Origin of the sequence: Pseudomonas sp. C6002, from assembly GCF_013385805.1 — a bacterium.
Lineage (GTDB): Bacteria > Pseudomonadota > Gammaproteobacteria > Pseudomonadales > Pseudomonadaceae > Aquipseudomonas.
The window spans coordinates 290,057-301,698 of record NZ_JACAPH010000021.1 but is presented as its reverse complement, the minus strand read 5'-3'; the positions used below and the strand labels follow the sequence as shown (position 1 = coordinate 301,698).

General features: G+C 61.2%; 10 protein-coding genes. 7 read left to right on the top strand and 3 right to left on the bottom strand.

Annotated features, from left to right (window positions below; genetic code table 11):
• Position 1: 1 nt before the first annotated feature.
• From HX817_RS15330 to HX817_RS15300, 7 genes are all read left to right on the top strand, one after another.
• Entirely contained in the window at positions 2 to 520 is a 519-nt protein-coding gene (locus HX817_RS15330; protein WP_003216742.1) for a DUF2059 domain-containing protein, read from the top strand.
• Positions 521 to 526: 6 nt separating this feature from the next.
• The gene (locus HX817_RS15325) at positions 527 to 820 is read left to right on the top strand and encodes a BolA family transcriptional regulator (RefSeq protein ID WP_003216739.1); all 294 of its coding nucleotides are present in this window, start codon (positions 527 to 529) and stop codon (positions 818 to 820) included.
• Between the two features lie 274 nt (positions 821 to 1,094).
• The gene (locus HX817_RS15320) at positions 1,095 to 2,039 is read left to right on the top strand and encodes a rhodanese-related sulfurtransferase (RefSeq protein ID WP_003216738.1); all 945 of its coding nucleotides are present in this window, start codon (positions 1,095 to 1,097) and stop codon (positions 2,037 to 2,039) included.
• A 3-nt stretch (positions 2,040 to 2,042) separates the two neighbouring features.
• Entirely contained in the window at positions 2,043 to 2,678 is a 636-nt protein-coding gene (locus HX817_RS15315; RefSeq protein WP_008433236.1) for a DsbA family protein, read from the top strand.
• Complete coding sequence (locus HX817_RS15310) at positions 2,671 to 4,491, top strand: ABC transporter ATP-binding protein (protein ID WP_134326024.1); 1,821 nt, start codon at positions 2,671 to 2,673, stop codon at positions 4,489 to 4,491. Before HX817_RS15315 ends, HX817_RS15310 begins: the two co-directional genes overlap by 8 nt.
• A 75-nt stretch (positions 4,492 to 4,566) precedes the next feature.
• Positions 4,567 to 7,029 carry an EAL domain-containing protein gene (locus HX817_RS15305; protein WP_008433239.1) on the top strand — a complete coding sequence of 821 codons (2,463 nt, stop codon included), beginning with the start codon at positions 4,567 to 4,569 and terminating at the stop codon, positions 7,027 to 7,029.
• A gap of 79 nt (positions 7,030 to 7,108) precedes the next feature.
• Complete coding sequence (locus HX817_RS15300; protein WP_218166164.1) at positions 7,109 to 7,870, top strand: TenA family transcriptional regulator; 762 nt, start codon at positions 7,109 to 7,111, stop codon at positions 7,868 to 7,870.
• Positions 7,871 to 7,891: 21 nt separating this feature from the next.
• On the opposite strand, the gene HX817_RS15295 is transcribed toward HX817_RS15300, so the two are convergent.
• From HX817_RS15295 to HX817_RS15285, 3 genes are all read right to left on the bottom strand, one after another.
• Positions 7,892 to 8,818: a GGDEF domain-containing protein gene (locus HX817_RS15295; protein ID WP_003216729.1), complete on the bottom strand. Its 927-nt coding sequence runs from the start codon at positions 8,816 to 8,818 to the stop codon at positions 7,892 to 7,894.
• Positions 8,819 to 8,986: 168 nt separating this feature from the next.
• On the bottom strand, positions 8,987 to 10,261 hold the full coding sequence (locus HX817_RS15290) for an MFS transporter (RefSeq protein ID WP_003216727.1): 1,275 nt from the start codon (positions 10,259 to 10,261) through the stop codon (positions 8,987 to 8,989).
• Between the two features lie 186 nt (positions 10,262 to 10,447).
• Entirely contained in the window at positions 10,448 to 11,602 is a 1,155-nt protein-coding gene (locus tag HX817_RS15285; RefSeq protein ID WP_003216725.1) for an acyl-CoA dehydrogenase family protein, read from the bottom strand.
• Between the last annotated feature and the right edge of the window lie 40 nt (positions 11,603 to 11,642).

Below are 11,642 nucleotides of genomic sequence, written 5' to 3'. Positions count from 1 at the left end.
GATGACTCGTCTTCGTGCCATCTGTACCGCGGTTGCTCTGGTATGTGCCAGCGGCCAGGTTTTTGCCGATACCGCCAGCCACAACGCCAGTGCCGAAGCCTTCCTTACCCTGGCCCATGCCGACAAGCTGGGTACCCCGGTGTACATGCAAGTGCAACAAATGTTCGCCCAGCGTTTCGAGCAGACCAAGGCGCCTGCTTCCAAGCAAACCGTCCTGGACACCTACCAGGCCAAGGCCAACACCGCCCTGGACCAGGCCATCGGCTGGAACAAGCTCAAGCCGGACATGATCAAGCTCTACACCGACAACTTCAGCGAATCCGAGCTCAAGGACCTGGTTGCGTTCTACCAGTCGCCACTGGGCAAGAAAGTCCTGGAGAAAATGCCCCAGCTGACCCAGCAATCGGCCCAGATGACCCAGGCCAAGCTGGAAAGCGCGGTACCTGTGGTGAACAAGCTGCTGGAAGACATGACCAACGAGCTGACGCCAAAAGCCCCGGCCCCGGCCAAGAAGAAGTAAACAGGAATGACCATGCAACAGCGTATCGAATCGGCACTCGTCGCCCTGAGCCCGGAACACTTGAGCGTGCTGGATGAAAGCCATATGCACAGCCGTGGGTTGCAGACCCACTTCAAGGCCGTGCTGGTCAGCCAGCAGTTCGAGGGCCTCAACCGCGTCAAGCGCCACCAGAAGGTCTATGCCACGTTGGGTGACCTGATGAGCGAATTCCATGCGTTGGCGCTGCATACCTACACGCCTGAAGAATGGGCGAAAATCGACGCAGCCCCGGCCTCGCCGACCTGCGCCGGCGGTCACTGACACTGTGGCACATCAGCTTGATCTGGCGAGGAAGCTTGCTCCCGCTGGGCTGCGCAGCAGCCCTTCTGCCAATCACCGCAAGCTTTCTGAAAGGTTGCAACTGCCTGGTTGGGGCCGCTCCGCAGCCCAGCGGGAGCAAGCTCCCTCGCCACAGTAAGAGGCGGTCCATAATCGTCGCCATTTTTGTTAGAATCCGCAACGCGCCGCTCAGTCGGCGCGTTTTTTTTGCATCCGGTTCACCCTTTACGAGGGTAGCCACCTGGAGAGAACACCCATGACTCAACCGATTGTCGTGGCGGCACTGTATAAGTTCGTCACCCTCGAAGATTACGTCGCCCTGCGCGAGCCACTGCTGCAGGCGATGGTCGACAACGGCATCAAAGGCACCTTGCTGATTGCCGAAGAAGGCATCAACGGCACCGTTTCCGGCAGCCGCGAAGGCATTGATGGCTTGATGGCCTGGCTCAAGAACGACCCGCGCATGGACGACATCGACCACAAAGAGTCGTACTGCGACGAGCAGCCGTTCTACCGCACCAAGGTCAAGCTCAAGAAAGAGATCGTGACCCTGGGCGTCGAAGGCGTCGACCCGAACAAGAAAGTCGGCACCTACGTCGAGCCGCAGGACTGGAATGCGCTGATCAGCGACCCTGAAGTGCTGCTGATCGATACCCGCAACGACTACGAAGTGTCCATCGGCACCTTTGAAGGCGCGATCGACCCGAAGACCACCAGCTTCCGCGAATTTCCCGACTACATCAAAGCCAACTTCGACCCGGCCAAACACAAGAAAGTCGCCATGTTCTGCACCGGCGGCATTCGTTGCGAAAAGGCCTCGAGCTATATGCTCAGCGAGGGTTTCGACGAGGTGTATCACCTCAAGGGCGGCATCCTGAAGTACCTCGAAGAGGTGCCGCAGGAAGAAACCAAGTGGCAGGGCGACTGCTTTGTGTTCGACAATCGCGTGACCGTGCGCCACGACTTGAGCGAAGGCGACTACGATCAATGTCATGCCTGCCGCACACCGGTCAGCGTCGAGGACCGTGCATCCGAACACTATGTAGCTGGCATCAGTTGCCCGCATTGCTGGGATAAGCTTTCAGAGAAGACCCGTCGCAGCGCGATCGACCGGCAAAAGCAGATTGAACTGGCCAAGGCCCGCAATATGCCGCACCCGATTGGCTACAACTACAAGCAATCCCCATCCTCCGAGGCCTGAGCCATGTCCGCACGCCTGCTCTATGTAATGGATCCGATGTGCTCCTGGTGCTGGGGTTTCGCCCCGGTGGCCAAGGCGCTGGTTGAGCAGGCCCAGGCCGCAGGCGTGGAGCTGCACCTGGTGGTGGGCGGCTTGCGCACCGGCAGTGGCGCGGCGCTGGAGCCGACGACCCGGCGCTATATTCTTGAGCATTGGCAGGCCGTGACCGACGCCACCGGCCAGCCGTTCAAGCGTGAAGGTGCACTGCCTGATGGTTTTGTCTACGACACCGAGCCGGCTTGCCGCGCTGTGGTCACTGCCCGCAGCCTGGCGCCGGATTGCGCCTGGAAACTGCTGGGCCTGATCCAGCAGGCGTTCTACGTCGAAGGGCGCGACGTGACCCGCGCCGACGTATTGGTGGAACTGGCCGAGACCGCCGGCGTGCCGCGTATCGAGTTCGCCGAAGCTTTCGACCGCGCCGACCAGCACGCGGCCACCGCGGCGGATTTCACCTGGGTCCAGGACCTGGGCATCGCCGGTTTCCCGACCTTGCTGGCGGAGCGTAATGGGCAACTGGCGCTGCTGACCAACGGCTACCAGCCGCTGTCCGAATTGGCGCCGCTGCTGAGCCGTTGGCTGGAGCGAGCTGCCTGTGCATGATCAGCCCGATCCCGTTGAGCAACCCAAGCGTGTCGACCGGCTGACCTGGGCGGAAGTCCGCCGCCTGGCGCTGCATCACAAGAAATCCCTGTGGATCGCCAATGGCGTCGCCGTGCTGGCAACCTTGTGCAGCGTGCCGATTCCATTGCTGCTGCCGTTGCTGGTGGACGAAGTGCTGTTGGGCCATGGCGATGCGGCACTGAAGGTGATGAACCACGCATTGCCTCTGGGTTGGCAGAAGGCCGCCGGCTATATCGGCCTGATGCTGCTGGTGACGTTGCTGTTGCGTTGCGGCGCCCTGGTGTTCAACGTGCTGCAGGCGCGGTTGTTTGCGCGGCTGGCCAAGGACATCGTCTATCGCATTCGCGTGCGGCTGATCGAGCGCCTCAAGCGCATTTCCCTCAGCGAATACGAAAGCCTGGGCAGCGGCACGGTGACCACGCACCTGGTCACCGACCTGGACACGGTGGACAAATTCGTCGGTGAAACCCTCAGCCGGTTCCTGGTGGCGATGCTCACCCTGGTAGGCACCTCCGGGATCCTGATGTGGATGCACTGGAAGCTGGCACTGTTGATCCTGCTGTTCAACCCGCTGGTGATCTACGCCACGGTGCAGTTGGGCAAGCGGGTCAAGCACCTGAAGAAGCTGGAAAACGACAGCACGTCGCGGTTCACCCAGGCGCTCACCGAAACCCTCGATGCGATCCAGGAAGTGCGTGCCGGCAATCGCCAGGGCTTTTTCCTCGGTCGCCTGGGCCGGCGGGCCCAGGAAGTGCGGGATTTTGCGGTCAATTCCCAGTGGAAAAGCGACGCCTCCAGCCGCGCCAGTGGCTTGCTGTTCCAGTTTGGTATCGACATCTTCCGTGCGGCGGCGATGCTGACGGTGCTGTTTTCCGACCTGTCCATCGGCCAGATGCTCGCGGTGTTCAGTTACCTGTGGTTCATGATCAGCCCGGTGGAACAGTTGCTGAACCTGCAATACGCCTACTACGCGGCGGGCGGGGCGCTGACGCGGATCAACGAACTGCTGGCCCGCGCCGATGAACCGCAATACGCGGGCGGTGCCGATCCGTTTACCGGACGCGAGACGGTCGGCATCGAAGTGCGCGGCCTGAATTTCGGCTACGGCGAGGAACTGGTGCTGGACCAGTTGAACCTGAACATCGCCCCGGGTGAAAAAGTCGCGATTGTCGGCGCCAGCGGCGGCGGCAAAAGTACCCTGGTGCAACTGTTGCTGGGGCTGTATACGCCGCAGGCCGGCAGCATTCGCTTCGGTGGTTCGACCCAGCAGGAAATCGGCCTGGAGACGATTCGCGAGAATGTCTCCGTGGTGCTGCAGCACCCGGCACTGTTCAATGATACGGTGCGCGCCAACCTGACCATGGGCCGCGAGCGCAGCGACCAGGCCTGTTGGCAGGCGCTGGAAATTGCCCAGCTGGATACGACCGTCAAGGCGCTGCCGCTGGGCCTGGACAGCGTGGTCGGACGCTCCGGCGTGCGCTTTTCCGGTGGGCAGCGTCAACGCCTGGCCATTGCCCGGATGGTGCTGGCGGAGCCGAAAGTGGTAATACTCGACGAGGCCACCTCGGCCCTGGATGCGGCAACCGAATACAACCTGCACCAGGCGCTGGCGCGGTTTCTCAGTGGCCGTACCACGTTGATCATCGCCCACAGGCTGTCGGCGGTGAAACAGGCGGATCGGGTATTGGTGTTCGATGGCGGCCATATTGCCGAAGATGGCGACCATCAGCAGTTGATTGCTGATGGTGGCTTGTACGCCAAACTTTACGGACACTTGCAACAAGTGCGGTGATTTAGCCTACGCTGAGCTATCAGGAGCGGTTTTCACTCGCGTGCGTATTTTAGTTGTGCATGTGCAAGGGACCTCATGAAGCAAAAGCAGACTCTCGGAACCCCTCGGTTATTGGGCATTGTGTGGCCTTTTATCGCCGTCGTGCTGTTCCAGGCATTGTTAGGCTGCGTCAGTCTCTACGTACTCTCGGCGGTGCGCGGTTATGTGGCGGGCGAAAGCCTGTGGTCCAAGGGCCAGAAAGACGCGATCTTTTACCTGACGCTCTACGCCGACAGCCGCGACGAAGCCACCTACCTCAAATACCAGAACGCGATTGCCGTACCCCAGGGCGGGCATGAGCTGCGGCTGGCCCTGGACCGCCCGACGCCGGACCTGCCAGCCGCGCGCCAGGGCATCCTCAAGGGCGGTAACCACCCTGACGACGTTTCCAGCCTGATCTGGCTGTACCTCAACTTCCGCCATTTCAGTTACCTGGAAAAAGCCATTGAACTGTGGACGGTGGGCGATGGCTACCTGGTGCAACTGGACGACCTGGCCCAGGAGATGCACCGAGCGATCATGGCCAATCAGGTCAGCGGCAGCGACGTACACCGCTGGAAGCAGCGGATCTTCGCGATCAACGACGGGGTGACGCCGGCCGCGAAAGCTTTCAGCGATGCCCTGGGTGAAGGCTCGCGGATGATTCTGCGCCTGCTGCTGGTGACCAACTTGGCCACGGCACTCGGCTTGATCGTGCTGGCGCTGTTGCGCACCCACAAACTGCTGGCCCAGCGGCATGCGTTTGCCGACGCGCTCCAGTTGGAGAAGGAGCGGGCGCAGATCACCCTGGAGTCGATTGGCGACGGAGTGATCACCACCGATGTCGACGGCGCCATTGCGTATATGAACCCGGCTGCCGAAGCCCTGACCCATTGGAAAGCCGCCCAGGCCCAGGGGCTGCCGCTGGCGGCGCTGTTCAACCTGCTGGACGAAAATGCCCAGGCCGACGGCTTTACCCTGATCGAACACATATTGGGCGGCCAGCTCGGTGGGGGCAGCGAGCACTCCAAGCTGATCCAGCGCCTGGATGGCACCACCGTGTCCGTCACCCTGGTGGGCGCGCCGATCCGCAGTGCCGGCAAAGTCGTCGGCGCGGTGCTGGTGTTGCACGACATGACACAGGAACGCCAGTACATCGCCAACCTGTCCTGGCAGGCCACCCACGACGCCTTGACCGGCCTGGCCAACCGCCGCGAGTTCGAGTTCCGCCTGGAGCAGGTGCTGCACAACGTCGGGCGCCAGCAAACCGGGCGCCATGCCTTGATGTTCCTCGACCTGGACCAGTTCAAGCTGGTCAACGACACCTGTGGGCATGCCGCGGGGGATGAACTGTTGCGGCATATCTGCGCGCTCTTGCAGTCCGACCTGCGTGAAGGTGACACCCTGGCCCGGCTGGGGGGCGACGAGTTCGGCATCCTGCTGGAGAACTGCCCGGCGCCGGTGGCGGAAAAAATCGCCGAAAGCCTGCGCCACACCGTGCAGAGCCTGCACTTTGTGTGGAAGGGCAGGCCGTTTGTCACCACTGTGAGTATTGGCCTGGTGCACATCACGCACGCCCCGACCACCCTGGAGACTTCCCTGCGAGCCGCCGACATGGCGTGCTACATGGCCAAGGAAAAGGGCCGCAACCGGGTGCAGGTGTATCACGCCGATGACTCGGAATTGTCCCTGCGCTTTGGCGAGATGGCCTGGGTGCAGCGCCTGCACATGGCGCTGGAAGAGAACCGTTTTTGCCTGTACGCCCAGGAAATCGCGCCCCTTGGGCACACCGAACAGGGGGATGGGCATATCGAAATCCTGCTGCGCCTGCATGACGAGGCGGGGCGGATCATCCTGCCGGACAGTTTTATCCCGGCCGCCGAGCGTTACGGCTTGATGACCTCCCTGGACCGTTGGGTGGTGGAGAACGTGTTCAAGATCATCGCGGGCTGCATGCGTGAGCGCCCGGGCCGGCCCATGGCCATGTGTGCGATCAATCTGTCAGGCACTACCATCGGCGATGAGGACTTTCTTGGGTTCCTGCGTGAGCAATTCATTGCCTATGGCATTCCACCGGAAATGATTTGTTTTGAAATTACAGAAACCAGCGCTATAGCGAATTTGGGTAGTGCGATTCGTTTTATCAACGAGCTCAAAGAGTTAGGGTGCCATTTCTCCCTGGATGACTTCTGCGCCGGGATGTCCTCGTTCGCATATCTTAAACATTTACCTGTAGACTTCTTGAAGATCGATGGAAGTTTCGTAAAGGATATGCTGGACGACCCGATTAACCGCGCTATGGTCGAAGTGATCAATCACATCGGTCATGTCATGGGTAAGCGCACAATTGCCGAATTTGTCGAGACACCCCAGATCGAACAAGCCTTGCTTGAGATCGGGGTCGACTACGCTCAGGGATACCTGATCGAGCGACCGCAGTTGTTTACCTTTGATAGTTTGCAGTGTCGACCTGTGCGACCGCAGCCCCTGTTATTCAAGGCGCCTGGCACGTTCCGATGAAACATTTGCTGGTCTGTACATATCACAAATCAAAAGGAGCCCGACAGTGATCGACACATTCAACAGAACCGGCCCGCTTATGGAAGCCTCAAGTTACCCCGCCTGGGCGCAACAGCTGATCCAGGACTGTAGCGAGAGCAAGCGTCGCGTTGTCGAACACGAACTGTACCAGCGCATGCGCGATAACAAGCTCAGCGCCAAGACCATGCGCCACTACCTGATTGGTGGCTGGCCGGTGGTTGAACAGTTTGCGTTGTACATGGCACAGAACCTCACCAAGACCAAATTTGCCCGCCATCCTGGGGAGGACATGGCGCGCCGCTGGCTGATGCGCAATATTCGCGTGGAACTCAACCACGCCGATTATTGGGTGCATTGGGCCCGCGCCCATGGTGTCAGCCTGGAAGAATTGCAGGCACAGGAAGTGCCGCCGGAGCTGCATGCACTGAGCCACTGGTGCTGGCACACCAGCTCGGCCGATTCGCTGATTGTCGCGATTGCCGCCACCAACTACGCCATCGAGGGGGCCACTGGGGAGTGGTCCGCCGTGGTGTGTTCCACCGGCGTCTATGCCGCGGCTTTCCCTGAGGAAGACCGCAAGCGCGCGATGAAGTGGCTGAAGATGCATGCCCAGTACGATGACGCACATCCCTGGGAAGCCCTGGAAATCATCTGCACCCTGGCCGGCATGAACCCGACCAAGGAACTGCAGGTAGAGCTGCGCCAGGCGGTCTGCAAGAGCTACGACTACATGTACCTGTTCCTGGAACGTTGCATGCAGCTGGAAAAGTCGGTGGCCGCCCCCCGCAAACAACCGGCCCTGGTTGCCAGCGAGGCGTAAACGGGGTGATGGCGGGGTAAATTACCCCGCCATTGCCAGCCGATTGCGGCCTTCACGCTTGGCCACATACAAGGCGCTGTCCGCCCGGCGCAACAGGCTCTCGGCGGACTCTCCCGCCAGCAAGGTCGAGCAGCCCAGGCTCACCGTCAATTCGATCCGCTCATCATCCGCCCAATAATCCTGGGCCTGTGCCGCCTGGCGCAGGCGCTCGCCGACCATCGATGCCGCGTCCCGGCCGGTGTTGGACAGCAGGATCAGAAACTCTTCCCCGCCAAACCGGAACACCATGTCCACATTGCGCAGCTGGCTCTTGATCGAGGCGGCGACCGCCTTGAGCACCTTGTCGCCCGTGGCATGGCCGTGGCTGTCGTTGATGTGCTTGAAGTGGTCGATGTCCAGCATCAGCAAGGACAGGGGTTGCAGGTGCCGGCGAGCCATGTCGATTTCCCGTTGCAGGGTCTGGTCCATGGCGATGCGGTTACCGGTTTCGGTCAGTGGGTCGCGCAGGGCACTGCGAGTCGCCGCACGGTAGAGCAGCGCATTGCGCATCGGGTAGAGCAAGGTGGCCAGCAGCGATTCCAGGTTGGCCAGTTCGTCTTCGAGAAAGCGTTGGTTGCGCCGAAACACCAGTTCGCCAAGGTGCTCGCCTTCATGGCTGAGGGCATAGCTCACCGAATGATGGCCGCGGTGACCGTACTCCAGGCGCAGGTCGCTGGCTTCGTGGCGGTATTGCAGGGCGTCCAGCGGCACCAGGCGTTGGATCTCGCGGAAGAACAACGCAAGGATATGCTCCGGCTCCAGGCTGGTTTGCAATTGCATGCCCAGTTGCTGGCGAAGTTGCTCAACCGTCGCGGGGCGTCGTGTAAGAAGGGAAGGCTGACCAAAGCCCAGGCGTTGCAATTTGGCGCTGTCGAAGTCAATTGCGTTGGTCTGGGTCGGTGTTTTCATAAGCGAATGAGCCTCTAAGCACAAAACTGTCTTACAGGCTGGGTGAGAGCGTCGTACTGTTCCTTCAGTTCCGTAGGACTGACGTACAGTCTAGCCCGGTTTGCCTAAGGGTATAACTGCCGCACGTCTTATAGCCGGGGCCGCGTCGCCGCGGGCCCCGGGTTGGGCTTATTGTTTTTGCGGGTCGAACTGCTTGTCGCGGATAAACAGCGCTGGGATCACGCCGCAGATAAAGTACGCGCCGCCCATGACCAGGAATCCCACGCCAATCGAGCCATGGGACGCCAGGAAACCAATGGCTGCCGGTGCCACCGCCGCGCCGATTCGGCCAATGTTGTAGGCGCCGCCCACTGCCGAGCCGCGAAATTTCGCTTCGAAGCTTTCGGTCATGTAGGTCGCATTCACGCCGTAGGGGATGCCGTACAGGAAGCCGAACACAATCAGCATCCACAGGATGTTGTCCGGGCTCTGGAACAGCACGATCACCGGCAGGAAAATCGCCGTGCCCAACGCGCCGACGGCGAACACCAGGCGCCGGCCCAGGCGGTCTGCCGCGAGCCCGGCGAGGATCTTGCCGAAAATCATCGCCGCGTAGGTGCCGACCATGTAGCTGGTCATTGACTTGAAGTTCATCCCCAGCTCGCCTTCCAGGTACGACGGCATCCAGTTGTTCACGCCGTAGTAGCCGAACTGCAGGAAGCCTGCGGTCAGTGCCCAGAGGATAAACATGCGGCTGGCTTTCGGGTCGCTGAAGATCAGCTTGAACATGCCGTCGGGTTTCTTCGCCGACACGCGCTTGATGCCTTCGGCCTTTTCCCGGGCACGTTCGGCCTGGGCCTTGATCCAGGCTTGCGGCTCCGGCACCAGGCGTTGCATCAGTACGGCGAGGATCACCGGGATGATCGCCACGTAGAACAACCAGCGCCAGCCGTGGTTCGGCAGGATCCAGCCGGCGAGCAGGGTGGCGACGATATAGCCCACCGACCAACCGGCCTGCAAGGTGCCGAGCACGGTGGTGCGATAGCGGGTCGGCACGTATTCGGCCATCAGGGTGTTGCACGCGACATACAGCGCGCCGAGGCCCAGGGACGCGAAGAAACGGGTGCTCGCGAACTGCCAATAGCTGTGGGTCATGCCCAGGATCGCCGTGCCGGCGGAGAACAGCACGATGCTCCAGACCACGGTTTTCACCCGGCCAAAACGGTCACAGGCCCAACCGCCGTAAATCCCGCCGATGGCCATCCCGGCCAGGGTGAAGCTGCCCAGGCTGCCGGCTTCGACGCTGGTCAGGCCGAACTCGGCCTTGAGGCTGCTGAGGCTGTAGGACAGCAGCATCAAGTCGGCACCGTCGATCAGCAGGCCGAGGAAGCAGAAGATGAATACGATGATCCACAGTTTGTTTTGCGCGGGCGACAACGCACCCGCCGAAGCGGCGACTTCCATAGCGATACCTTGTTGTAGTTGTTAGGGCACAAGTTATGGGTGTTGCGGTAATGCGGTTGGAACACGGTCAAAATGTGGGAGCGGGCTTGCTCGCGAAAACGGTGTGTCAGTTAATGCATCCGGTGGCTGATGTACCGCATTCGCGAGCAAGCCCGCTCCCACATTGGTCCAGTGTTGTTCCCGGGTTCAGTGCTTGGCCTCGCGAATCATGTTGCGGGCGATCACCAATTGCTGGATCTGCGTAGTGCCTTCATACAGGCGGAACAAGCGCACATCGCGATAGAACCGCTCGATGGCGTACTCGCTCACATACCCGGCACCGCCGTGAATCTGGACACAACGGTCGGCCACCCGACCGCACATTTCCGTGGCGAACATTTTCGAGCAGGACGCTTCGGTGCCGATGTTCAGGCCTTCGTCACGCTTGCGCGCAGCGTCCACCACCATGCAGCGGGCGGCGTAGATCTCGGCCTTGCTGTCGGCGAGCATCGCCTGGATCAGCTGGAACTCGGCGATCGGCTGGCCGAACTGCTTGCGCTCCAGGGCGTAGTTCAGGGCATCGTTGAGCATGCGCTCGGCGGCCCCGACGCTGACGGCGGCAATGTGCAGGCGGCCCTTGTCGAGCACCTTCATCGCCGTCTTGAACCCCACGCCTTCGACGCCGCCGATCAGTTGGTCGGCCGGTACGCGCACGTTGTCGAAAATCACGTCGCACGTGTGGGCGCCTTTCTGGCCCATCTTGTGGTCGCGCTTGCCCAGGGACAGGCCGGGGGTGTTGCGCTCGACAATGAATGCACTGATGCCGCCCGCGCCCTTGATGTCCGGGTTGGTACGGGCCATCACCGTGTAGATCCCGGCGTGGGGGGCGTTGGTGATAAAGCGCTTGGTGCCGTTGATGACATAGTGGTCACCGTCGCGCACCGCCGTGGTTTTCAGCGAGGCGGCGTCGGAGCCGGAGTCCGGCTCGGTCAGGCAGAACGAACTGAGCAGTTCACCGCTGGCGAGTTTTGGCAGGTAGTGCTGCTTCTGCGCCTCGGTGCCGTCCAGCAGGATGCCGATGGAGCCGATGCCGTTGTTGGTGCCGAAGTAGGAGCGAAATGCCGGCGAAGTGCGGCCCAGTTCAAAGGCCACGTTGACCTCTTCTTCCATGGTCAGCCCGAGGCCGCCGTAGGCTTCGGGCAGGGTCAGGCCAAACAGGCCCAGCTCGCGGAACTGGCTGACGATATCCGCCGGGACGTCATCGGTCTCGGCCAGTTCGTTTTCCCGGGGGATCAGCGCCTCGTTGACGAACTGCTGCAGGGTTTCCAGCAACAGATGAAGCGTTTCGGGGTCTCGGATCATGTGCATTCCTCAGCGGCCCGTTCGGCGGGCCTGTTGTCGT

Excerpts from the sequence above, each read along its gene's own strand:
- HX817_RS15330 (WP_003216742.1), top strand. The coding sequence starts at position 2 with ATGACTCGTCTTCGTGCCATCTGTACCGCGGTTGCTCTGGTATGTGCC.
- HX817_RS15325 (WP_003216739.1), top strand. The coding sequence starts at position 527 with ATGACCATGCAACAGCGTATCGAATCGGCACTCGTCGCCCTGAGCCCG.
- HX817_RS15320 (WP_003216738.1), top strand. The coding sequence starts at position 1,095 with ATGACTCAACCGATTGTCGTGGCGGCACTGTATAAGTTCGTCACCCTC.
- HX817_RS15315 (WP_008433236.1), top strand. The coding sequence starts at position 2,043 with ATGTCCGCACGCCTGCTCTATGTAATGGATCCGATGTGCTCCTGGTGC.
- HX817_RS15305 (WP_008433239.1), top strand. The coding sequence starts at position 4,567 with ATGAAGCAAAAGCAGACTCTCGGAACCCCTCGGTTATTGGGCATTGTG.
- HX817_RS15300 (WP_218166164.1), top strand. The coding sequence starts at position 7,109 with ATGGAAGCCTCAAGTTACCCCGCCTGGGCGCAACAGCTGATCCAGGAC.
- HX817_RS15295 (WP_003216729.1), bottom strand. The coding sequence starts at position 8,818 with ATGAAAACACCGACCCAGACCAACGCAATTGACTTCGACAGCGCCAAA.
- HX817_RS15290 (WP_003216727.1), bottom strand. The coding sequence starts at position 10,261 with ATGGAAGTCGCCGCTTCGGCGGGTGCGTTGTCGCCCGCGCAAAACAAA.
- HX817_RS15285 (WP_003216725.1), bottom strand. The coding sequence starts at position 11,602 with ATGATCCGAGACCCCGAAACGCTTCATCTGTTGCTGGAAACCCTGCAG.